The sequence below is a fragment of the Streptomyces sp. NBC_00016 genome (assembly GCF_045040885.1).
GTDB lineage: Bacteria > Actinomycetota > Actinomycetes > Streptomycetales > Streptomycetaceae > Streptomyces > Streptomyces coriariae.
The window spans coordinates 6084274-6106884 of sequence record NZ_CP108304.1 but is presented as its reverse complement, the minus strand read 5'-3'; the positions used below and the strand labels follow the sequence as shown (position 1 = coordinate 6106884).

Here is a 22611-nt window from a genome sequence, read left to right as displayed (position 1 = left end):
GCCACACAGGTCTCCACAGGGGCGGGGACGGACACGGTAGCTGACGCTACGGTTCCGGTCCCTGCCTCTGCAGCCGTGCACGTAGGGGCGCAGCGAGCAGTGGCTTGGCGCCCTGATCCAGGCTTGCCGGACCAGGGCGGGAGTATCGGGTGGGTCAGGCACCCGACATGCGTCAGACCCCGTCGCCGCAACTGCCCAGTTCGGCGTCGTAGCGAGTCTGTGCACGATCCAAGGCTTCGTCCACGTCGCAGCCGTGCGCACGCAGCCAGTGAAGGAAGTCCGTGATGACTGTGATCACCGATTCCTCGGCCGCGGCTCTCCCCACTCTTCCCGGGCCGGGCCGCAGAAGCGGTTTCGCACCCGAGTAGCACGCCAGCAAGGCCTCGGCCCGCCTCACCCCCGGGCCTTCCGTATGCCCGTTCGGCGAGGCGAGCCCCGTTGCCAGCTCACACCACGTGACCTTCCGGTCGAGGCGAAGCTGGACGCCCCAGCGAGCGGCGACCGCGTCGACCAGCGCCATGCCTCGCCCTCCCTCCGCGCCGACGTTCGCGTCGAGAAGGGTGGGCAGAGCGCGCGTATCGGGATCGTGGATCTCGATACGCAGATGCACCCCGTTCATCGACACCGCGAGCGTGGCCGGAGTTCCGGGGCCGACGTGGGTGATGACGTTGGACACGAGCTCGCTCATGCAGAGCTGGGCGTCGTCGACGACTTCCGGTAGGCCCCAGATGCCCAGATGCAGCCGCATGATCCGGCGCAGGGCGGCCACCTCCGTCGGCTCGGCGGTGAAGGCAAGGTCCCACGGCTTGCGTGTCATGCACGCCTCCTGACCCATGAGAGGCCCTTTCGTCGCAGGTGAAACCCCATGGAGAAACACAGCGTCACGGGGGATCACGATGAGTTGCGTTGCCTCAGAGTGCGGCCGGCGAATCCCTTCGTGCAATGTGCACAGCGAGAATCCCACTTCCGAGTGATTGGCAGGCGAGCCCCTTGGCCCGAGACTGAACGTCCGCTATCCAAAACGGGGTTGATATGGCCGGATCACCGACGGCACGCCGTCGCCGTCTCTCGATCGAGCTGAAGAAGCTCCGGGAACAGTCGACACTCACCTGCGCCCAGGTCGGCGCCGGTCTCGACTGGAGCGGTTCCAAGGTCAACCGCATGGAAACGGGCAGCGGCCGGGTCCAACCGTCGGACATCGACGCCCTCTGTCGGTTCTACGGCACCAGCGACGAACTGCGCGAGTTCCTCAAGTCACTTGCCCGGCAGGCCAAGATGCGCGGCTGGTGGCAGGTCCACGGGGCGGGTGTTCCGGAGTGGTTCAACATCTACATCGGCCTGGAGCAGGAGGCGTCGACCTTCCGGCAGTACCAGTGCGAGTTGTTGCCCGGCCTCATGCAGACCCGCGCGTACACCTCCGAGCTGCACAAGACCAGTGCTCAGATGTCCGCCGAGGACATCGACCGGGCCGTACGGGTGCGAATGGAACGTCAAGGCATGCTCAGACGGTCGGACGCTCCCGAAGCCTGGTTCATCGTGAACGAGGGTGCGCTGCGCAATGTCATCGGGGACCGTGCGCTGATGCGGGAACAGGTCGAACACGTCCTCGAGGTAGCCCAGTTGCCCGCCGTCACGCTCCAAGTCCTCCCCTTCGACTCCGGCACCTATCCGGCCACCGGCTCATTCACCATGCTGGGGTTCCCCGCGCCGGAAGACCCCGACATCGTCTACCGCGACGGAATCACCGATGCCGTCTACTTGGAGGGCGAGCATCATGTTCGTGAGTACACCCGAGCGTTCGACGGATTGCGAGCCGCGGCTCTGAGTCCTCAGCGTTCGGTCCGGTTGATCGAGACGGTATTGAAGGGATACGCGACGTGAGCATGGCAGCGACCGGTACCAGGAAGAGCCGTCCGGCGTGGTTCACGTCGTCGTACAGCAATGGGGCGGGAGGCGAGTGCGTCGAGTGCGCGTTGATGGATGACGGCGCGCTGGTGCGCGATTCGAAGAGGGCTGAAGGGCCCGAGATCGCCGTACGGAGCGGGGCCTGGTTCTCCTTCATCCGTGCCGTGAAGCATGACGCCGGGAGCTGATCCGACGAGCACGGACGTGCACTTGCGCTCTGCGGGGACGGGGATGCTGCTGCGGTGCTGTTGACGTGGATTGCCGAGGTCGCGGACGAGCCCTTGGTGCTGGAGCCCGGTGACCGGCGGACGGAGTGGGCGGCCAACACCTGGTCGCTGGGGGCGGGGGACGAAAAGCGGCTGTCGTTGTCCGTCTCCGAGGTGGTGGCCGCCTTCGAACGGACCGCCGCAGCCATCCGGGATCGCATCCGCGAGCTGGGCTTTCCGGGGGCGGCGACGTTCTATGTGTGGCACGACGAGCAGGCCGGGCAGCTCCGGTGCTCGACCGGCTCGGTGACCCCGGATGTGTTGCCGTTCGGCGGCGCCTACGTGCTTTCGGACGATCTCGGACAGGTGGTCGAGAGGTTCCTGACCGACAGAGAGCCAGGCGTCGTCCCCTGGTCGGAACTGGTCGAGGCGCACGACCACTCGGGACAGACCGCAGGCGAGCGCGAGCGCGTGCCCTTGCGCGTCTGGGGCAGCGCCGTCGGAGCTGCCTCGGCGTGAGTGCGTCGGTCGGCTTCGTCGACCGACGGCACCCCCGCCGCCACACCACCCGGATGAACGATGAACGGAGAAGCCGCCCGCCGTGCGGTCACTGCGGGCCCTGCGGTCACTCGTCGAAGTAGGCCTCGGCGACGGCGTAGGTGTCCTCGTAGAGGTGGTAGCGGGTGATCCGCCCGTGCTGGACCGTGGTGTGCAGGGCGAAGGCGGTGTCGATGTCCCGGCCCGTCTTCTTGACCTCGGAGACCATGCGGCCGATGAGGACGACGTCGTCGCCCTCGGCGATGATCTGGCGGAGGTCGAACTCCTTGGCCCGCACATGGGTCTGAAGCAGTTCGAAGAACGTCCGCATGCCGTCCGCCGAGTCGACCTGCGGTACCCATGGGATGCCCGGCGGATGCGGGATGGAGAATAACACCGAGTCGGCGAACAGTGCCGCCGCATCCGCGCTCTTCCCCTCGGCCAGCAGCGGGAACAGGCGTTGCACGGTCTGCGTCGGTGACTCTGCTCTCATGTCGGGCGACCCTACCGGTGGGGTTCTCGGGACACCTCGTCCTTGGTCGTGAGCGGCTGGGGGCCCAGTACCGCCAGGAGTTCCAGGCGGTCCGCGTCCTGTGTGCCCGGTTCGGCGGTGTAGATCATGATGCGGAGGTCGGTGCCGGCGACGGTGAGGACGTCGCAGTCCAGGGTGAGGGGGCCCACCTGGGGGTGGTCGATCGTCTTGCGGGAGGCCTCGTGGTGGCCGACGGCCCCGGAGTCCCAGAGTTCGGCGAAGCGGGCGCTGTTCGCTTTGAGATCCGCGATGAGTTGACGTAGACGCCGGTCCGCCGGGTAGCGGCTCGCCGCCGTGCGCAGGTCGGCGGTGACCGCGGCCTCCAGGGCCCGGCGGGACTCCGGTGTGTGGCGGACGCGGCCGCCCGAGCCGAGGAACGCGCGCCAGGCGCCGTTGCGTTCGCGGCCGTGCCGTTCGCCCATGAGGGCCGTGTAGAGCGGGTTGGTGAGGAGCAGCGTCCAGGACGCGTCCGAGACCGCCACCGGTGTGCCCGTCAGACGGTCCAGCATCCGGTGGACGCTCGGCGCGATGTACGCCGGGACCGTGCCCCGGCCGGGCGGTACGAGGCCCGCGGTGTGGAACAGGTGCTCGCGTTCGGCCGGGGAGACGCGCAGCGCCCGTCCGAGGGCCTCGACGACCTGCTCCGACGGGTTCTCCGCCCGGCCCTGTTCGAGGCGGGTGACGTAGTCGACCGAGATGCCCGCCAGCATCGCCAGTTCCTCGCGGCGCAGTCCGGGGGCGCGCCGGTGGCCGCCCGAGGGCAGTCCCGCCGCCTCCGGCGCGACCCGGTCCCGCCACCGTCGTACCGTACGTCCGAAGTCCGTGCTCGCCATGTCTCCACTGTGCACCGGCCCGGCCGGGTCTTCCTGGTACCGGCAGTCCCAGGAAGACGGGGCTCCTGGCTGCTCCCCCGCCCTCGGCCGCAGCCTGGAGCCATGACCACAACGAACAGGACCACGACACTCGTCACCGGGGGCAACAAGGGGCTCGGGTTCGAGACCGCTCGTCGGCTCGTCGCCGCGGGGCACATCGTCCACGTCGGCAGCCGCGACGCCGAGCGCGGGCGGCGGGCCGCCGAACGGCTGGGCGCGCGGTGGGTCCGGCTCGACGTCACCGACGACGACTCCGTCGAGGCCGCGGCCGAGACCATCGAGGCCGACGGCGGCCTGGACGTACTGATCAACAACGCGGGCATCGAGAGCCGGGGCGCCGACAACGGCATCGTCGGTGCCGCGGAGGTCACCGCCGAGCACATGCGCCAGGTGTTCGAGACGAACGTCTTCGGCATCGTGCGGGTCACCCACGCGTTCCTGCCGTTGCTGCGGCGCTCCGCCGCGCCGGTCGTCGTCAACGTCAGCAGCGGTCTGGCCTCCCTGAGCCGCGTCACCGACGCGGGCACCCCGGCGTACGCCTATCCGGGCGTCGCCTACCCAGCCTCGAAGACCACGGTCAACATGATCACCGTGCAGTACGCGAAGGCGTTCCCGGCCATGCGGATCAACGCGGTGGAGCCCGGCTTCACCAAGACCGACCTCAACGGGAACACCGGCGTCCAGAGCGTCGAGGAGGGCGCCGAGATCATCGTCCGGATGGCGCAGGTGGGTCCCGACGGGCCGACCGGCGGGTATTTCGACGCGGCGGGGACACTGCCCTGGTAGCCCACACCTTCCCCGGTTCGGCGGAGTGTGATCCACGGCACTGGAACTGTCTCCCACGGGCCGGAGAGGTAGGGGTGTGAGTTCCAACGATGGCGATGACGATGACGATGGCGATGGCGAGAGCCGTGACGGTGATGCCCGTGACGGTGATGGCCGTGACGGTGATGGCCGTGACGACGACGGGCGGGACGACGACGGGCGGGACGACGACGGGCGTCTGCGGGCGCGGGTGCGGGGTGGGGAGCGGGCGGCGTTCGCCGAGCTCTACGAGTTGTACGCGGCGGCCGTGTACCACCACGCCCTCCGGCTGACCGGGGACTGGTCCGTCGCCGAGGAGGTCATGTCGGAGACGTTCCTCGCCGCCTGGCGGGGGCGCGGGGCGGTGGAGGCCGAGGGCGGGTCGTTGCGGCCCTGGCTGTTCGGGATCGCCACCAACAAGGCGCGCAACGCCGACCGGAGTCTTCGCCGTCGGCTCGCCTTTCTCGCGCGGCGGGCCGAGGCCGGAGCCGGTAGCGGAGGCGACGACGCCGTCGGTGACTTCGCCGAGGACGTCGTCGGGCGGATCGACGACGCCCGTCGGCTCGCCGAAGTACGGCGGGTACTCGGGCGGTTGCGGCGGCACGAGCGGGAGGTCATCGCCCTGTGCGTGTGGGGCGGGCTCGACTACGCGCAGGCCGCGGAGGCGCTCGGCGTGCCCGTCGGAACCGTTCGGTCCCGGTTGTCCCGGGCTCGTGCCCGGCTTCGGGAGATCGTCGAGCGTGAGATCGACGAGCGGGAGACGCGGCAGTCCGGGCGTACGGAGCGACGTACAGAACGGCGTACCGAAGGACGTACCGAACGACGTACGGGACGGCGTACGGAACCCCGCTCCCGTCGCGGAGAGGTAGGGAGTGAGACCGCGTTCGCGGTCCTGCCCATTCAGGAGGAAGCCCGATGAACGCCACTCCCGCCGGGTCCGAGCAGGAGGAGCGCGCGGAACTCGACGAACTGCGGCGGCTGTTGCCGGCCGGTCCCGTCGAGCGGCAGGTGCTGTCTCCCGGGCGTCGCTCCCATCACAAGGACGTTCTGATGCAGCTCATCGACCGCGACCAGGAGAGAAACCACGCCGATGCGCCGGTGCGGCCCCGCCCGCGGCTTCCGCGTCCCGCTCTCGTCGCCGGATCCGTCGCCGTCGCCGTCGCGTTGGCCGCCGGGCTCACCGTCGGGTTGGGTGCGGGGCGGGGCGACGGTGGTACGGCGGCCCGGCCCGGTGCGAGCAGTTCGGCGAGCGGGGGCGGAAGCCGTGGCGCCGTCGTGACCCTCGACCGTATCGCCGCGGTCGCCCTGCGGACGGACGTCGAGCCCGTGGGCGACGGTCAGTTCGTGTACGTGCGCAGCAGGGGCGCCGGGAACGAGGGCGTCTTCGACGGGCCCGTCGTGCTCGGGAAGATGCACGAGCGGCAGGTGTGGTTCTCGCAGCGGCAGGGGCCCGTGACCGACGTCGGGTTGATCCGCGAGTACGGGCAGGATTGGCCGATCGAGGTCGGTGTGCCGGACGGTACGGATCCGGAGGACGCCGCGGTACCGGCCGGGTTCGACCGGCCCACCTACGCCTGGCTCGCCTCGCTGCCCACCGATCCCGACGCCCTGCTGAAGCTGCTCTACGCCGATACCCGGGTCGAGGAGGGGGAGGACAAGGATCAGGAGGTCTTCGGCCGGATCGGCGATCTCATCGGCGAGCAGATCATGCCGTCCGCGACCGCTGCCGCGTTCTACAAGGCCACCGCCCGGATCCCCGGTGTGACCGAGGTGGCCGACGCGGTGGACGCCGTCGGCCGGCACGGTATCGCCATCGCCCGGGAGGACACCCGGCACGGCACCCGCACCGAGTGGATCTTCGATCCCGGCACGCTCGAATACCTCGGCGTACGCACCGTCTTCAGCCGGGACACCGAGCGGGCCGAGGCGGGGACGGTCTACGACACCAGTGCGGTGCTGGAGCGGGCCGTCGTCGACAAGAGCGGGCAGGAGGCGGGTGAGCGGCGCCGGGCGGGACGGAGCTAGCCGACTCTTCCGCACTCCACTCCCGCGACCCGGGACCCGCGACCCGGGACCCGGGGCCGCACTCCGCCCCGTGGCCCACCCCGTGGTGCCCGCCCCGTGGCCCACCCCACGCCCCATGCCCGTTCCGACTGCGCGTTAGCCTCGCGGCAGACAGAACGGACGAGAGGACGGGCGGGCAGACATGGCGAAGGTTCCCAGTGCGGTGATCGCGGCGGGCGGGCTGATCGGCGGGTACGGCGTGGCCCGGTGGACGAGGAAGCGGCCGCTGGGCGGGGCCGTCCTCGCCGTCGCGGGGGCCGCGGCCGCGCAGCAGTGGCGGCAGCAGGCGGGCGGAAAGGCGGCGGGGGCGCTGACCGTCGCGTACGTCGCCGCCTTCGCGGGGTCGCATCCGCTGGCGAAGAAGGTCGGCGCCTGGCCGTCGGTGTTCGGCGTGGCCGGCGCGGTCGCGCTCGCGTCGTGGGCCGTCGCCGACCGGCGAGGCTGAGGCAGGGGCGCCGGCCGGCGGCACGAGCAAGGGTCGCCGACCGGCCGGGACGAGCAAGGGGCGCGCGGGCCGGGGAACCTACCGGCCGCGCGGGGCCGGGGAACCAACCGGGCGCGCGGGCCGGGGAACCTACCGGCCCAGTGCCGACCGCAGCGTCACCCCGTGCCGTCGGCGCAGGCGCCATACCTCCCACACCGACAGCAGCGTCACCGACAGCGGGCCGCCCACCAGGAAGCCGTAGAGGACGAGAGGTGGGGCGGCCACCTCGGGGTCGTCCAACAGACCCAGGCCGAAGAGCGACCAGACCAGCAGCGGGGAGATCAGCGCCGGCAGCAGGTCGTGGACGTCGCCGAGGCGGAAGCAGGAGTTGAAGGCGTACACCAGGGCCAGCACGGTCACGGGGATCGCGAGGAGCAGCGCGGCGGCGCAGGCGAGGGTGCCGAGGAAGAACACCACGATCAGCAGGATGCTGAAGAGAATGCCGTGGTAGCCGAAGTCGGACAGCGTGATGATCTCGCCCTTCAGCAGCCGGACCAGGAACCAGCACACCGCGGCACCGAGCGCGATCGCGAACACGGTCAGCAGCGGGCCCAGCAGGCGACGCGCGTACACCCGGCCGAGCGGCGAGCGGGCCGTGGCGATGAACGCCGTCACGGCGACGAAGGCCGTGCCGAAGGTGATCCCGCAGCCGATCAGCAGGTCCTCCAGCTTGTCCATGACGAACTTCTCGCGTCCCTCCCGCAGCGGGTACGCCACCAGCAGCCACACCGTCGCGGCGAGCCCCACCGCCGTCCGGGCCCAGGCCAGGACGCGCACCGTGGGGTCGTCCACCCGGTCGGCGCGGGAGGGTTCGGCCAGTGCCGAGGCGACGGCAAGCGGGTTGGGCAGGATGCGGAGCGCGCCGGAGCGGCCCGGGCTGCCGGTGTTCACGTGCAGGTCTCCCCCGAGTACGTTCCACGGTTCACGCGTTTGCGCGCGCCACGGCGCGTCACCTTATACGATCTTCACTTCTCGGGTCACCGCCCCTCACCGCCCGTCACCGCCCGTCTCCCCCGCGCCCTTCCCCCGACCGGAACGCCCGCCGATACCCCTGGGGGCTGGTGCCGACCACCTTGCGGAAGCGTTCGCGGAAGGCCGTCGGGGAGCCGAAACCCGCCTGGGTGGCGATGCGTTCCACCGGGTACGCCGTCGACTCCAGCAGGTACTGCGCGCGCCGCACCCGCGCCCGGTGCAACCAGCGCAGCGGTGTCGTGCCGGTCTGTTCGCGGAAGCGGCGGTTGAGGGTGCGGGTGCTCATGCCGGCCCGACCGGCGATCTGCTCCAGGGTCACCTCCCGGCCGCAGTTGTCCTCCAGCCAGGCCAGCACGGGTTCGAGGGTCGCCCCGGCGGGCGCGGGTGGCAGGTCGTGGACGATGAACTGGGCCTGGCCGCCCTCCCGTTCGAGCGGCATGACCGACATCCGGGCCGCCTGCGCGGCGACCGCCGAACCGTAGTCGCCGCGGATCATGTGCAGGCACATGTCGAGGGCCGCGGCGGCGCCCGCCGAGGTGAGGAACTGGCCGTTGTCGACGTAGAGGACGTTCGGGTCGACCGTCACCTTCGGGTAGCGCTCGGCCAGCTCCCGCGCCGCCATCCAGTGCGTCGTCGCGCGCAGTCCGTCCAGCAGGCCCGTCGCGGCGAACAGGAACGCGCCGACGCAGACCGAGGCGATCCGGGTGCCACCCGCCGCCGCGTCCCGCAGGGCCTCCGCGACGCCGATCGGCAGCTCGTCCGGCGGGTCCGCCACCCCGGGCAGGATGATCGTGTCCGCCTCGGCCAGCGCCTCGAGCCCGTACGGCGCCCGCACGGTGAACGCCCCCGCGCTCACCTCCCCGGTGGGGGACGGCGAGCAGACCCTGACCCGGTACGCCGGGCGCCCGTCGGGCAGCCGCGGCCAGCCGAAGGCGTCGATCGGGGCGGACAGGTCGAACGGGACGACCCCGTCCAGGACCAGTACGACGACGGTATGCATGGCAAAAGCGTAGGTGTACGACGGATTACGGCCACCTCGACCCCCTGGCTGCGGTGGAGGTGACGGTGGCCGTGGCAGTGACGGTGACGGTTGTAGTCGTGGTCGTGGTCGTGGTCGTGGTTGCAGGCAGCCGCCGACCTCGGCCCTTGGTGGCCGACGGCCACCGCCCTCCCCTGGCTAGAATCCGTCGCCCTCTGGCATTTCCGCCGCTTCTGTGGGACGCGCGCTCCGCCTAGCGTCGGTGCGTGACCAAGTTCCTCCTCGCCGTGCACGTCCTCGCCGCGATCGTCGCGATCGGGCCCGTCACCGTCGCCGCCAGCATGTTCCCGCCCGCCGCGCGCCGCGCCCTGGCCGCGCCCGACGACGCCCGCGCGAGCGAGACCGTACGGCTGCTGCACCGCATCTGCCAGGTGTACGCGGCCGTCGGTCTCGCCGTCCCCGTGTTCGGGTTCGCCACGGCGGGCGCGATGGGCGTGATGGGCGACCCCTGGCTGATCGCGTCGATCGTGCTGACCGTGCTGGCCGCGGGTGTGCTGCTGGTCCTCGTGCTGCCCCGGCAGGAGGTGCTCGTCGAGGGCACGGGGGCGCGGGAGACCACGGTTCGACTCGCCATGTTCACCGGGGTGTTCAACCTCCTGTGGGCGACCGTGACGATCCTGATGATCGTCCGCCCGGGGTCGACGACGGGCGCCTGACCCCGGGCCCACCGCCTGCCGCCCGCCGCGCCCTCCGCCGGCCAGGTTTTCGTTATCGGCGCGGCCCCCAGTCCGTCTCCCCGGCATGCATCTGCAACCGCACCCGACCCGCCCCGGACAGACCCACCGCGGCCGGATCGACCGCTACGAGACCGGCAGCCATCGGATCAGCCGCCGCGGCCTGCTGAAGGCCGCGGGCACGGCGGCCGGAGCCGTCGGTGTGGCCGCGGCCCTCCCCGCGGCCCCCGCCACCGCCGTCGGATACGCGCACCCGGGCCTGCTGCACACCGGCGCCGACCTGGCCCGTATGGCCGCCAAGGTGAAGGCCGGCGCCGCGCCCTGGACCGCCGGATACGCCCGGCTCACCGCCAACAGGCATGCGCAGAGCGGCTGGACGGCCAACCCGCAGGCGACCGTGTACCGGGGTTCGGGCTCGCCGCAGAACTACACGATCCTCTACAACGATCTCCACGCCGCGTACCAGAACGGCCTGCGGTTCCACGTCACGGGTGAGAGCGCGTACGCCGACACCGCCGTCGCGATCCTCAACGCCTGGTCGGCGAAGCTCACTTCGCTCGCGGGCTCGGCCGACCGGTTCCTCGCGGCCGGGCTGTACGGCTACCAGGCCGCCAACGCCGCCGAACTCGTCCGCGACCACGCCGGCTTCGAACTCGAACGCTTCCAGAAGATGCTGACCACCGTCTTCTCGCCGCTCAGCGAGAGCTTCCTCGTCGGGCACAACGGCGCCGTGATCACCAACTACTGGCCCAACTGGGACCTCACCGCGATGGCCTGCGTCCTCGCCACCGGCATCTTCTGCGACGACGGCGCCAGGGTGGAACAGGCCGTCGAGTACTTCAAGAGCGGCTCCGGGCTCGGTGCCGTCAGGAAGGCCATCCCCGTGGTGCACGACGACGGTCTCGCCGAGTGGCTGGAGGCGGGCCGCGACCAGGGGCACGCGCTGCTCGGCGTCGGCCTCATGGGCACCTTCTGCGAGATGGCCTGGAACCAGGGCATCGACCTCTACGGCTACGACGACAACCGTTTCCTCAAGGGCGCGCAGTACGTGGCGAAGTGGAGCCTCGGCGGCGATGTCGCCTACACGGCCAACACCCGGGCCAAGGGTGCCGTGGGCGGCTGGTCGGGCAGCGAGACCGCCTCCGGCGCGGCCGGCGTCGACCCGGCGATGACCCGGCCGATCTGGGCGATGATCGCCAGCCACTACACCAAGCGCCGGGGGCTGTCCGCGCCCTACCTCACCCGCATCGCCGCCAAGGCGGGACCCGAGGGCGGCGGCGGGGACTACGGGCCCAACAGCGGCGGCTACGACCAACTCGGCTTCGGGACGCTGGCGTTCACCCGGGACAGGTCGACGACGACTGCGGGCGGCTCCTCGACCGGTCCGTCCCCCTCGGTGGACTCCCCCTCCCCCTCCCCGTCCGCGTCCGGCGCCGCGGGATCGGGCGCCGCCGCATCGGGCGGATCGGCCGCGCCCTCCGCCTCGGCGGCGCCGACCGGGACGGAGGCCGCCGCCGCGAAGAGCGGCGGCGGCCTCGCCTCCACCGGCTCCACCGACCTCGTCGCGTGGACCGCGGCCACCGGCCTCACCGCCCTGGCCGGCGGCCTGCTGTTGCTGCGCCGAAGGGGCCGGACCAGGGACGGCGCCGAAGGCAGGGCCGCGGGCGGGGCCGAGTAGGAGAGGCAGGAGAGGCAGGAGAGGCAGGAGAGGCAGGAGAGGCAGGAGGGGCTAAGAGCACCCGCGTGGGGTGGCCGCGTGGGGCGGCCACCGGAGCGACCGCCGGAGCGACCGCACCCTCAGGCAGTGGCCTTCCGCGGCCCGCCCGGAGTCGGCCCGCCCGGAGTCGGCCCGCCCGTCGTCGGCCCGCCCGGAGTCGTCGACTCGCGTGCCTTCGTCGCCGCCGTCAGCGGCCGGGCGATGTCCTCCAGGGAGCGTCGCTCGGCCTTGACCGCGAGGAACACCGCCACCAGACCCGCCGCGCACATCAGCGTCGCGCCGATGCAGAAGGCGAGGACCGTGTCGCCGACCTTGCCCGTGTCGGTGAGCTCGGCGAACAGCAGGGGGCCGCTGATACCGCCGGCCGCGGTGCCGAGGGCGTAGAAGAAGGCGATGGACATCGCGCGGGTCTCCATCGGGAAGACCTCGGACACCGTCAGATAGGCACTCGACGCGCCCGCCGACGCGAAGAACAGCACCGCGCACCAGCAGGCCGTCATCGTCGTCGCGGTCAGCGAGCCCTGGTCGAACAGCCAGGCCGTGCCGAACAGCAGCACACCGGAGAGCAGATACGTCGAGGAGATCATCACCCGTCGGCCCACCGTGTCGAACAGCTTGCCCAGCAGCAGCGGACCGCAGAAGTTGCCGATGGCGATGACGGCGAAGTAGTAGCCGGTGTTGCCGCTCGGCACGTCGAAGAACTTGGTCAGGATCGCGCCGAAGCCGAAGGTGATCGCGTTGTAGAGGAAGGCCTGCCCGATGAAGAGGGAGAAGCCGAGGACCGCGCGGCGCCGGTAGGAGGAGAACACCGTACGGGCGATCTCGACGAAGGAGACGCCGCGGCGCTGGTGGATGGTGAGCTCGCCCTCGGCCCGGGGCAGCCGCTCCCCGTTCTCCTCCTCGATCTGCCGTTCGATCGAGGTGACGATCTCCTCGGCCTCCCGGTCCCGGCCGTGGATCAGCAGCCAGCGCGGGCTCTCCGGGACGTGCCGCCGTACGAGCAGGATCACCAGGGCGAGGACGGCGCCCAGCGCGAACGTCAGCCGCCAGCCCACGTCCGCCGCGAAGATGTCCGTGTTCAGCGCGACGATCGACAGCAGCGAACCGGCGACCGCGCCCAGCCAGAAGCTGCCGTTGATGATCAGGTCGACGCGGCCCCGGTACTGCGCGGGGATCAGCTCGTCGATCGCGGAGTTGATGGCCGCGTACTCGCCGCCGATGCCGAAACCGGTGAGGAACCGGAAGAGCAGGAACCACCAGGTGTCGAAGGAGATCGCGGTCAGGGCGGTGGCCGCCAGATACACCGCGAGGGTGATCATGAACAGCTTCTTGCGGCCCCACTTGTCGGTCAGCCGGCCCCAGAACAGGGCGCCGATACAGGCGCCCGCCACATACAGCGCGGCCGCGATACCGGTGACCTGCCCGGAGGTGATCGGCAGGCCGCTTCCCGGCTCCGACAGCCGGCTCGCGATGTTCCCGACGACCGTGACCTCCAGGCCGTCCAGGATCCACACGGTGCCGAGTCCGAAGACGATGGTCCAGTGCCAGCGCGACCAGGGCAGCCGGTCGAGGCGGGCGGGGATGTCGGTGGTGATCGTACGGTCTTTCTCGGCCGGCACGGCGGCGTCTGCGCTGGTCATGGGCTCCCTCCTCGGCACGCTCCCCATCGGGCGGCACGGATCAGGTTCCCGCGACCGGCCGATTCACGCCCCGAGCGCGCGCGCCACCGTGTAGATCAGCAACCCGGCCAGGGAGCCCACCACCGTGCCGTTGATCCGGATGAACTGAAGGTCGCGGCCGATGTTGGCCTCGATCTTGCGGGTCGTGTGCTCCGCGTCCCAGCCCGCGACCGTGTCGGTGATCAGGGAGGTGATCTCCTTCCGGTACGTCGTCACCACGTGCACCGCCGCACCCTCGACCCAGCTGTCCACCTTCTCCTGGACCTTGCGCTCGGTGGCCATCCGGGCCCCCAGGGACAGCAGCGAGGCCCGCACCCGCAGCCGCAGCTCACTGCGCTCGTCCTCCGCCGCCGCGACGATCATGGAGCGCACGGCGGTCCAGGCGGACGCGATCAGGTCCTGCACCTCGCCCCGGCCCAGCACCTCGCCCTTGAGCCGCTCCACCCGCGCCCGGGTGTCCGTGTCGGACTGGAGGTCGGAGGCGAAGTCGGTGAGGAACCGGTCGAGGGCGCCCCGGGCCGGATGGGACGGCATGTCCCGCATCTCCCCGCAGAACCGCAGCAGCTCCTTGTAGACGCGCTCACCGATCCGCTTGTCGACGAAACGGGGGGTCCAGCCGGGCGCACCGCCCTCCACCGCGCCCATCACCGAGTCGCCGTGCAGCACCAGCCAGTCGTACGCCCGGGTCACCACCAGGTCCACGGCCCGCCGGTGACCGCCGTCCGCGACGACCTTCTCCAGCATCTTCCCTATGCCCGGCGCGATCTCCTGCGCGTCCGCACGACGCGTGATGGCCTCCCCCACCACCGCCTGCACATCCGAGTCGCGCAGCACCGTGAGCGCGCCGCGCAGCGCCGTCGCCAGCTCGGCCGTCACCCGGTCGGCGTGCTCCGGTTCGGCCAGCCAGGCGCCCAGCCGGGTGCCGATGCCGACCGCGCGCAGCCGCTGCCGTACGACGTCCTCGGAGAGGAAGTTCTCCCCGACGAACTCACCCAGCGAGACACCCAGTTGGTCCTTCTTGTTCGGGATGATCGCGGTGTGCGGGATAGGCAGGCCGAGCGGGTGGCGGAAGAGCGCCGTGACCGCGAACCAGTCGGCGAGCGCACCGACCATGCCCGCCTCCGCGGCGGCCGCCACATAGCCCGCCCAGGGGCCCGCGCCCCGATGGGAGGCCCACTCGGCGAGCACGTACACCACGGCCACGAACAGCAGCAGCCCGGCCGCGGTCAGCTTCATCCGGCGCACCCCGCGCCGCTTCTCCTCGTCGGCGGCGCTGAAGACGGTCATCGTGCGCGCCGCCCTGGTGCCGGCCGGCCGCTCCGCTTCCGTACGATCCATCCGTTCCATCCGTTCCGGTCGACGTCCCGTGCCACCCGTGTCCCGCACGCAGATATTGTCCCTGCTTGACCGACTCCTGGAACGGAACAAGAGTTCCCGGCGTCTCTCAGGTGGGGAGCTCAACGGCGAACTCCTGCGTGAACGCATCACCGCATGCACGCATCCACGCATGACTGCATGACCCGGAGCCGCGCCGCTCCCTTCACCGAGGAGAACCCCCAGCATGACCAGGCCACGCGTTGGGGGTGTGGGGGTGTCCCCCACAAGACACGGCGCCCTCCTGTCGGCGATCATCGCCCTTGTCGTGGGCCTGTCCGCCGCCATATACGTCTCCGCCGCCTCCGACCACGGTCCCGGACTCGACCCCCGGGCCGTCACCCGCGCCGCGGCACCCGGCCCCGGCAGCGCCGCCCCCATCTCGACGGGCGTCTGGGTCGGCACCTGGGCGGCCTCCCCGGTCAGCGGCGAACCCGGCACCGAGACCGACGGCATGGCCGGCCGCACGGTCCGCAACGTCGTACACACCAGCGTCGGCGGAACGAGTGCCCGCGTCACGCTGTCCAACCTCTACGGCACCGACCCGCTCACCGTGACACACGCCACCCTCGCCGTCGCGGCCGGCGGCGGGAGCGCGGCTGCGGTCCCGGACACGCTGCGCCGGCTCACCTTCGGCGGCGCCACCACCGTCGTCGTCCCGGCCGGCGGGCAGACGGTCAGCGACGCCGTCACCGTCGTCGTCCCGCACGACTCCGACGTCCTGGTCAGCACCTACTCGCCCACCTCCGCCGGGCCCGTCACCTACCACCCGCACGCCCGGCAGACCAACTACGTCGCCGAGGGCGAGTCCACCGAGGACGTCAGCGGCGCCGCGTTCACCGGGGCCGGCGACCACTGGCGCTACCTGACCGCCCTCGACGTGCTCAGCAACGAGGCCGACGGCACGCTCGTCGCCCTCGGCGACTCCATCACCGACGGCGTCACCTCCACCGCGGGCGCGAACCGCCGCTGGCCCGACGTCCTCGCCGACCGGCTGCGGGCGAGCGTCGCCACCGACGGGGACGCGCCCCGCTACGGCGTCGTCAACGAGGGCATCAGCGGCAACCGGGTCCTCGCCGACGACTCCCGCCGCGGCGCCGCCGCCGTCAACCGCTTCGAACGGGACGTCCTCGGCCGCACCGACGTCAAGGTCGTCGTCATCGACCTCGGCATCAACGACATCCTGCGCGACCCGGGGCTCGCCGACCCGCAGACCGTCGTGGACGGCCTGCGCACCCTCGTCGACCGCGCCCACGCCCACGGCATCAGGGTCGTCGGCACCACCCTCATGCCGTTCCGTGGCCACCGCGGCTACAACGACGGCCGCGAGGACGTACGGCAACGCGTCAACCAGGCGATCCGGGCGGACGGGGTGTTCGACACGGTCGTCGACCTCGACCGTGCGCTGCGCGACCCGTACGACCCGCGCAGCCTGCGCCCGGAGTACGACTCGGGCGACCATCTCCACCCCAGCGACCGGGGCTACCGCAAGATGGCGGAGACCGTCGACCTGGCGAAACTGGCGGGAGCGGCACCCGCCCGGCTGTGACAACCGCCGAGCCCCACGCGGGGCTCAGAGCGAGCAGATCCCGGGACGGGCTCAGTCCTCGTAGCGGCGCTCGCGCTGTTCGTCCCGGGGCCCGGACGCCGCGCCGTGGCCCCGGCCGAGGCCGTGCCCGTGCAGGAGGTCCTTGTGGTCCTCCAGTATCCGGCGGTGGGTCTCCCCCTCGTCGTCCCGGGACGACGACTGCAGCTCGCGCTTCGCCGCCTTGCGGTCCAGCTTCTCCTGCCGGCGGGCGGCCCGCGTCTTCTTGCGCTCGATGCCGACCCCGCCCCAGAAGGCGAACCCGCCGACGACCACCCGCGGCGCGCCCGGGTCACCGGGAACACCGGTCTCCCGCTGGTCGAAGCCGCCCATCACACCGATCCCGCGGACCACGACCTCGACCCCCGGCGGCACCGTGATCTGCACCCCGCCCATGATCGCGACACAGTTGATCTCGATCTCACCGGCGGCGAAGTTCGCCTCACGCAGATCGATGTCCCCGCCGCCCCAGAAGGCGAAGCAGTTGAACCGCCGGGGCGCCGTCCAGCGGCCCCTGCGCTGGAAGCCGGACATCACGGCCACCGCCCAGGCCGACGAACCCTCGCCGCCCACGATCCGCCCGGCCCAACTCCCCTCCTCGATCGGCTCCTTGTGCAGCGACACGACGGGCGGCGTGACCCCGGCGACCGGCAGATCCCGGGTGATCGGCGCCAACTCCCCGTACGTGCGCGCCTTGTACGTCTCCTCCAGCCGTTCCTCGAACTCCGTCATGTCGAGCCGGCCCTCCGCGAGGGCGTCCCGCAGGACCTCGGCGACCCGCTCGCGATCGGCGTCGGAGGCACGGAGATCCGGCAGGCCCGGGGCTGCGTCGTCGGTCATATCGGCAGCCTACGAGTTCCCGGGCGCCGGCACTACGGTCTCCCTCGGGGTCTCCCGGTCCTGGTACATCCTGGCGATCACGGCCTCGATGTCCGGCTCCCGCACCGACAGGTCCACCAGCGGATACTCCGCCGCGATCCGGGCGACGAGCGGAGCCGCCGACTCCGACGCCGGGAACGCCAGCCACTGCCTCGGCCCGTCCACCTTCACCACCCGCGCCGCCTCCCCCACCTCGACCGGTGGCAGCTCCCGCTCCAGGTCCACCACCAGCGTCCGCTCGCTCTCCCCCGCCTCGTGCAGCCCGGCCAGCGCACCGTCGTAGACCAGACGACCGTGGTCGATGACCATCACCCGCGAGCAGAGCTGCTCGATGTCCTGGAGGTCGTGCGTGGTGAGCAGGACCGTCGTGCCGCGCTCGGTGTTCAGCTCGCGCAGGAACTCCCGCACCCGCGCCTTGGAGACCACGTCCAGACCGATCGTCGGCTCGTCCAGATAGAGCACCTCGGGATCGTGCAGCAGCGCCGCCGCGATGTCCCCGCGCATCCGCTGGCCGAGCGACAGCTGACGCACCGGCACCTCCAACAGCGCCGACAGGTCGAGGAGTTCCACCAGCCGGTCGAGGTTCTCCCGGTAACGGCCGTCCGGGATCCGGTACATGCGATGCATCAGCCGGTAGGAGTCGATCAGCGGAAGGTCCCACCACAGCGTCGTACGCTGCCCGAACACCACCCCTATGCGATGCGCCAGCCGCGTCCGCTCACGGGACGGGTCGATCCCGGCGACCCGCAGCCGGCCCCCGCTCGGCGTCAGGATCCCCGTCAGCATCTTGATCGTCGTCGACTTCCCCGCCCCGTTCGGCCCGATGTAACCGACCATCTCACCGCGCGCCACGGTGAACGAGATCGCGTCCACCGCCCGCACCCGCCGCAGCTCCCGTTGCAGAAAGCCGGTCCTCCTGCGCACGTCGAAGACCTTCTCGACCCGGTCCACCTCGATGAACGCGCTCTGCGACACCGTCGCACCCTCAGACACGGCTCTCCTCAACTCCCCGTACTCCGATACGTCCGCAGCCCCGCCCGCCACGCCGACCCCGCCACCGCACAGCACGCCACCGCCACCAGCGGCGGAGCGAACGCCGCCCACTCCGGCAGCCCCAGCGGATACGGCCGCCCCAACACGTACGCCGCCGGAACCCAGTTGACGAACGCCAGCGGCAGCACGAACGTCACCCCACGCACCAGCTCCGTACCGAACACGGTCGGCGGATACTGCAACAGCGTCTGACCGCCGTACGTGAACGCGGCCTGCACCTCGGACGCGTCCTGCGCCACGAACTGGAACGCCGCGCCCGCCACGAACACCGCCGCGAAGATCAACCCGCCGCACACCAGCATCATCGGCACCAGCGCCACCTTCACCGGCGTCCAGTCGACGTCCAGCGCCACCCACGCGTAGCCCAGCACCAGCGTGCCCTGGATCAGCCGGGCCACCCGACGCAGCGCGAACCGGTCCGCGGCGACCTGGGCCAGCACCGGCGCGGGCCGCACCAGCAACGTGTCGAGCGTGCCGTCCCGCACCCGCGAACCCAGCCGGCCCGCCGAACCGATCGACAGGTCGGCGAGCCCGAACGAGGTCGCCGACAACCCGTACAGAAACGCGACCTCCGGCAGCGTGTAACCGCCGAGCACATCCACCTGCGAGAACATCAGCAAGATCGCGACAAAGTCCAGCCCGGTCACCAGCAGACCACCGACCACGGTCAGCACGAACGACACCCGGTAGGCCAGCGTCGAACGGATCCACATCCCGGCGATCAGCCGATAGGCCCGCAACCCCTCCGCCAGCCGGCCGCCCTCACCCACCCTGCACCACCACCCGCCGCGTCGCCGCCCCCTGCACCAGCCGGCCCACCGCCAGCAGCACCACCGCCCAACCCGCCTGGAAGACGAACGCGAACAGCGGATCCGTCCGCCCCATCAGCACGTCCGCGGGCATCTGCAACAACGCCGACCACGGCAGCAGCGTCACGATGTCACCCAGCGGCTGAGGAAACGCGTTGAGCGGCAGCGCCATCCCCGAGAAGAACATCCCGGTGACCATCAGCACCTGCACCGCACCCGTACCGTCCATCAACCAGAACCCGCTCAACGCCACCAGGAACCGGATCCCGAAACTGACCACCATCGCCAGCACGATCGTCATCGCGAAGGCCGACCAGATCACCGGATCGTGGGGCAACGCCGTCGGAAAGAACAACGCCCCGAAGACGAAAGGCAGCACCCCGCGGCCCAGCAGCTGGAACAACGCCCGCCCCAGATCACCCGCCAGCCACCACGCCTGGAGATCGGCCGGCCGGTACAGGTCGATGGCGACCTCACCCGTACGGATCCGCTCCATCAACTCGGTCTCGAAACCGCCGCCCTGGATCGCGAGCGTCGCGAACAGCGCCTGCCCCAGCCACACATAGGTGACCGCCTGCGCCTGGTCATAGCCCCCCAGGTGCGGCCGCTCGTCCCACAACGCCAGATATGTGTAGACGAGGATCAGGCCGAAAACGGTATTGGTGAACACCCCCGCGGCCGTGGCCACCCGATAGGTCGCGTACCTTCTGAAACCCCCCGCCGCGACGGTCGCGTACAACCGCGCCGATCCCAAGGCAACCGTCCTCCTCGCCCGCTTGTCACCCTTGGTGTCCTCTTCGACACCGAAGCGCAGGAGCCTAGTGCGCCGCTCCCGCCGCGTGCCACGCGTTTTCCGGGCACGACGTGTGACCGAACGCGCGCCGATTGTCGGGAACGGAACGCTTGGTGCGAGAGTCTTCAACAGGGGACGCGGAAGGCGTTACGAGGCTTAAGAGGCGTACGGGAACGTACGACGCGAAACAGGAGTCCAGCAACACATGAGTGACGAGCCACAGCCGCAGCAGCCCACCGAGGGCTCGGCACCCGGAGCCCCCGAGGCGGGTGACGGAGGAAGTGGCGAGGAAGGCAAGAAGATGAAGCGACCCAAGCGGACCGGACTGCGCCGGCTCCTGCCCACCTGGCGGATGGTGCTCGGCACGTTCGTCCTCGGCGTCCTCGTGCTCGCCGGACTCTTCTTCCTCGGCTACTCCATGGTCAAGATCCCGCCGGCCAACGCGCTCGCCACCAAGCAGTCCAACGTCTATCTCTACGCCGACGGCACCGAGATCGCCCGCGACGGCACCGTCAACCGCGAGAACGTCGACCTCGCCCAGATCTCCAAGGACGCCCAGCACGCCGTCCTCGCCGCCGAGGACCGCGACTTCTACACCGAGTCCGCCATCGACCCCAAGGCGATGCTCCGGGCCGGCTGGAACACCGCCACCGGCAAGGGCAAGCAGTCCGGCTCCACGATCACCCAGCAGTACGTGAAGAACTACTACCTCGCGCAGGAACAGACCGTCACCCGCAAGGTGAAGGAGTTCTTCATCTCCATCAAGCTGGACCGCGAGACCTCCAAGGACGAGATCCTAGAGGGCTACCTCAACACCAGCTACTTCGGCCGCAACGCCTACGGCATGCAGGCCGCCGCCAAGGCCTACTTCGGCGTCGAGGCCGCCAAGCTCACCCCCGCCCAGGGCGCCTACCTCGCCGCCCTGGTCAACGCGCCCAGCGAGTACGACATCATCGCCCACCCCGAGAACAAGGCCGCCGCCGAGGCCCGCTGGAACTACGTCCTCGACGGCATGGTCACCAAGGGCTGGCTCAGTCAGTCCGCGCGCACCGGCATGAAGTTCCCCGCGGTCAAGGAGACCTCGGGCGCCGACACCGGCATGTCCGGACAGCGCGGCTACCTCGTCAACGCGATCAAGGACTACCTGCGCGAGAACAAGATCGTCACCCAGGACGAACTCGACGCCGGCGGCTACCGCATCACCACCACCATCGACAAGAAGAAGCAGAACGCCTTCGTCGACGCGGTCAACGACAAGCTGATGAAGAAGCTCGACAAGAAGAACCGCAAGGTCGACACCTACGTCCGCGCGGGCGGCGCCGCCGTCGAACCCAAGACCGGCAAGGTCCTCGCCCTGTACGGCGGCATCGACTACGTCAAGCAGTACACCAACAACGCCACCCGCCAGGACTTCCAGGTCGGCTCCACCTTCAAGCCGTTCGTCTTCACCTCGGCCGTCGAGAACGACTCCGAGACCCAGGACGGCCGCCAGATCACCCCCAACACGATCTACGACGGCACCAACAAGCGCCCCATCCAGGGCTGGTCCGGCGGCACCTACGCCCCCGAGAACGAGGACTACGTCAACTACGGCAACATCGACGTGCGCACCGCCACCGACAAGTCGGTGAACTCGGTGTACGCGCAGATGGCCGTCGACGTCGGCCCCGCGAAGGTCAAGCAGACCGCGATCGCGCTCGGCCTGCCCACCGACACCCCCGACCTCCAGCCCTACCCCTCCATCGCCCTCGGCACGGCCAACGCCAGCGTCCTGGACATGGCGGAGGCCTACGCCACCCTCGCCAACCACGGCAAGCACGGCACGTACACCCTGATCGAGAAGGTCACCAAGGACGGCTCCGACGTGGTGGACCTGCCCGAGCAGAAGTCCTCCCAGGTCGTCAGCCGCGAGGCCGCCGACACCACCACCTCGGTCCTGCGCAGCGTCGTCCAGAACGGCACCGCGACCGCGGCCCTCGCCGCCGACCGGCCCGCCGCGGGCAAGACCGGCACCGCCGAGGAGGACACCGCGGCCTGGTTCGCCGGCTACACCCCCGACCTCGCCACGGTGGTCGCGGTCATGGGCCAGGACCCGCAGACCGCCGCCCACAAGTCCCTCAAGGGCGCGATGGGTCTGCCCCGCATCAACGGCGGCGGCGCGCCCACCGAGATCTGGGCCCAGTTCACCAAGAACGCCCTGAAGGGTGAACCGGCCACGGACTTCAACCTCCAGATCCAGGAGGGCGGCGAGCAGTCCGCCTACCCCTCGGCCCCGCCCTCCGAGGACGAGCCCAGCGACGAGGAGTCCGACGGCAGCTCGCCGGACGCCGACGCCACCAAGGGCCAGACGCAGGGCCAGACCCAGGGCCAGACGAACGGCGGCACGACCACCGGCGGCACCACCGGAAGCACCACCTCCGGGAGCACCACCGAGGGCGGCACGACCACCGGCAGCACATCGACCGGCACCACCGACGGCGGCACGACGACCAGCGGAACGACCTCGGGCACCAGCTCCGGCACCACCGGAGGCAACACGTCCACCGGTACCTCCGACGGCACGACCGGTGACACCGGCAACACGGTGGGCACGACGACCGGCCCCCAGCTGACAGCCACCGGCTGGGACTGAC

22 protein-coding genes are annotated in these 22611 nt (G+C 70.9%); 11 read left to right on the top strand and 11 right to left on the bottom strand.

Going from position 1 to position 22611, the window contains the following annotated elements; all coding sequences use genetic code 11:
• Nucleotides 1-172: 172 nt before the first annotated feature.
• Nucleotides 173-817, bottom strand: coding sequence for an ATP-binding protein (locus tag OG933_RS27115; RefSeq protein WP_405629253.1), 645 nt, complete (start codon nucleotides 815-817; stop codon nucleotides 173-175).
• Between the two features lie 215 nt (nucleotides 818-1032).
• On the opposite strand from OG933_RS27115, the gene OG933_RS27110 reads away from it, so the two are divergent.
• Genes OG933_RS27110 through OG933_RS27100 form a run of 3 tightly spaced genes read left to right on the top strand, consistent with a single transcriptional unit; the run spans nucleotide 1033 to nucleotide 2630 of the window.
• A complete protein-coding gene (locus OG933_RS27110) occupies nucleotides 1033-1881 on the top strand; it encodes a helix-turn-helix domain-containing protein (RefSeq protein WP_405629252.1) in 849 nt (282 codons plus the stop codon).
• 2 nt (nucleotides 1882-1883) lie between these two features.
• Nucleotides 1884-2093, top strand: coding sequence for a DUF397 domain-containing protein (locus OG933_RS27105; RefSeq protein WP_405633533.1), 210 nt, complete (start codon nucleotides 1884-1886; stop codon nucleotides 2091-2093).
• Nucleotides 2094-2147: 54 nt separating this feature from the next.
• Nucleotides 2148-2630 carry a hypothetical protein gene (locus OG933_RS27100; protein ID WP_405629250.1) on the top strand — a complete coding sequence of 161 codons (483 nt, stop codon included), beginning with the start codon at nucleotides 2148-2150 and terminating at the stop codon, nucleotides 2628-2630.
• A gap of 106 nt (nucleotides 2631-2736) precedes the next feature.
• On the opposite strand, the gene OG933_RS27095 is transcribed toward OG933_RS27100, so the two are convergent.
• Together OG933_RS27095 and OG933_RS27090 are read right to left on the bottom strand one after the other, a co-directional pair.
• On the bottom strand, nucleotides 2737-3141 hold the full coding sequence (locus OG933_RS27095; RefSeq protein WP_405629249.1) for a nuclear transport factor 2 family protein: 405 nt from the start codon (nucleotides 3139-3141) through the stop codon (nucleotides 2737-2739).
• 11 nt (nucleotides 3142-3152) lie between these two features.
• A complete protein-coding gene (locus tag OG933_RS27090; RefSeq protein WP_405629248.1) occupies nucleotides 3153-4013 on the bottom strand; it encodes a helix-turn-helix transcriptional regulator in 861 nt (286 codons plus the stop codon).
• 102 nt (nucleotides 4014-4115) lie between these two features.
• On the opposite strand from OG933_RS27090, the gene OG933_RS27085 reads away from it, so the two are divergent.
• The 4 genes from OG933_RS27085 to OG933_RS27070 all read left to right on the top strand — a co-directional run bounded on the left by OG933_RS27085 (nucleotide 4116) and on the right by OG933_RS27070 (nucleotide 7365).
• Nucleotides 4116-4838, top strand: coding sequence for an SDR family NAD(P)-dependent oxidoreductase (locus OG933_RS27085; RefSeq protein ID WP_362522575.1), 723 nt, complete (start codon nucleotides 4116-4118; stop codon nucleotides 4836-4838).
• Between the two features lie 217 nt (nucleotides 4839-5055).
• Nucleotides 5056-5775: an RNA polymerase sigma factor gene (locus tag OG933_RS27080; RefSeq protein WP_405633532.1), complete on the top strand. Its 720-nt coding sequence runs from the start codon at nucleotides 5056-5058 to the stop codon at nucleotides 5773-5775.
• A complete protein-coding gene (locus OG933_RS27075; RefSeq protein WP_405629246.1) occupies nucleotides 5772-6881 on the top strand; it encodes a CU044_5270 family protein in 1110 nt (369 codons plus the stop codon). The genes OG933_RS27080 and OG933_RS27075 overlap by 4 nt, the downstream gene beginning before the upstream one ends.
• A 181-nt stretch (nucleotides 6882-7062) precedes the next feature.
• Nucleotides 7063-7365, top strand: coding sequence for a hypothetical protein (locus OG933_RS27070; protein ID WP_405629245.1), 303 nt, complete (start codon nucleotides 7063-7065; stop codon nucleotides 7363-7365).
• A gap of 129 nt (nucleotides 7366-7494) precedes the next feature.
• Here the strand turns inward: OG933_RS27070 and OG933_RS27065 are convergent, their stop codons facing one another.
• Both OG933_RS27065 and OG933_RS27060 read right to left on the bottom strand, forming a co-directional pair.
• On the bottom strand, nucleotides 7495-8295 hold the full coding sequence (locus OG933_RS27065; RefSeq protein WP_362522578.1) for a hypothetical protein: 801 nt from the start codon (nucleotides 8293-8295) through the stop codon (nucleotides 7495-7497).
• A 106-nt stretch (nucleotides 8296-8401) separates the two neighbouring features.
• The gene (locus OG933_RS27060) at nucleotides 8402-9376 is read right to left on the bottom strand and encodes a GlxA family transcriptional regulator (protein ID WP_405629243.1); all 975 of its coding nucleotides are present in this window, start codon (nucleotides 9374-9376) and stop codon (nucleotides 8402-8404) included.
• A gap of 245 nt (nucleotides 9377-9621) precedes the next feature.
• Between OG933_RS27060 and OG933_RS27055 the strand changes: the two genes are divergently transcribed.
• The gene (locus OG933_RS27055; protein WP_362522580.1) at nucleotides 9622-10071 is read left to right on the top strand and encodes a hypothetical protein; all 450 of its coding nucleotides are present in this window, start codon (nucleotides 9622-9624) and stop codon (nucleotides 10069-10071) included.
• A gap of 85 nt (nucleotides 10072-10156) precedes the next feature.
• The gene (locus OG933_RS27050; RefSeq protein ID WP_405629241.1) at nucleotides 10157-11767 is read left to right on the top strand and encodes an alginate lyase family protein; all 1611 of its coding nucleotides are present in this window, start codon (nucleotides 10157-10159) and stop codon (nucleotides 11765-11767) included.
• Between the two features lie 119 nt (nucleotides 11768-11886).
• On the opposite strand, the gene OG933_RS27045 is transcribed toward OG933_RS27050, so the two are convergent.
• Together OG933_RS27045 and OG933_RS27040 are read right to left on the bottom strand one after the other, a co-directional pair.
• Nucleotides 11887-13446 (bottom strand): MFS transporter, encoded by a 1560-nt coding sequence (locus OG933_RS27045; protein ID WP_405629240.1) that lies wholly within the window; start codon nucleotides 13444-13446, stop codon nucleotides 11887-11889.
• A gap of 63 nt (nucleotides 13447-13509) precedes the next feature.
• A complete protein-coding gene (locus OG933_RS27040; protein WP_383473593.1) occupies nucleotides 13510-14832 on the bottom strand; it encodes a DUF445 domain-containing protein in 1323 nt (440 codons plus the stop codon).
• A gap of 214 nt (nucleotides 14833-15046) precedes the next feature.
• On the opposite strand from OG933_RS27040, the gene OG933_RS27035 reads away from it, so the two are divergent.
• Nucleotides 15047-16408, top strand: a complete 1362-nt coding sequence (locus OG933_RS27035; protein WP_405629238.1) for an SGNH/GDSL hydrolase family protein — start codon at nucleotides 15047-15049, stop codon at nucleotides 16406-16408.
• Between the two features lie 51 nt (nucleotides 16409-16459).
• Here the strand turns inward: OG933_RS27035 and OG933_RS27030 are convergent, their stop codons facing one another.
• Genes OG933_RS27030 through OG933_RS27015 form a run of 4 tightly spaced genes read right to left on the bottom strand, consistent with a single transcriptional unit; the run spans nucleotide 16460 to nucleotide 19939 of the window.
• Nucleotides 16460-17284: a DUF1707 domain-containing protein gene (locus OG933_RS27030; RefSeq protein ID WP_362522585.1), complete on the bottom strand. Its 825-nt coding sequence runs from the start codon at nucleotides 17282-17284 to the stop codon at nucleotides 16460-16462.
• Nucleotides 17285-17293: 9 nt separating this feature from the next.
• Nucleotides 17294-18316 carry an ABC transporter ATP-binding protein gene (locus OG933_RS27025; protein ID WP_362522586.1) on the bottom strand — a complete coding sequence of 341 codons (1023 nt, stop codon included), beginning with the start codon at nucleotides 18314-18316 and terminating at the stop codon, nucleotides 17294-17296.
• Nucleotides 18317-18324: 8 nt separating this feature from the next.
• A complete protein-coding gene (locus OG933_RS27020; protein ID WP_362522671.1) occupies nucleotides 18325-19089 on the bottom strand; it encodes an ABC transporter permease in 765 nt (254 codons plus the stop codon).
• A 49-nt stretch (nucleotides 19090-19138) separates the two neighbouring features.
• Nucleotides 19139-19939: an ABC-2 family transporter protein gene (locus OG933_RS27015; protein ID WP_362522587.1), complete on the bottom strand. Its 801-nt coding sequence runs from the start codon at nucleotides 19937-19939 to the stop codon at nucleotides 19139-19141.
• 244 nt (nucleotides 19940-20183) lie between these two features.
• Here OG933_RS27015 and OG933_RS27010 point away from each other — a divergent pair, with 244 nt between their 5' ends.
• A complete protein-coding gene (locus OG933_RS27010; protein ID WP_405629235.1) occupies nucleotides 20184-22610 on the top strand; it encodes a transglycosylase domain-containing protein in 2427 nt (808 codons plus the stop codon).
• Nucleotide 22611 lies beyond the last annotated feature (1 nt).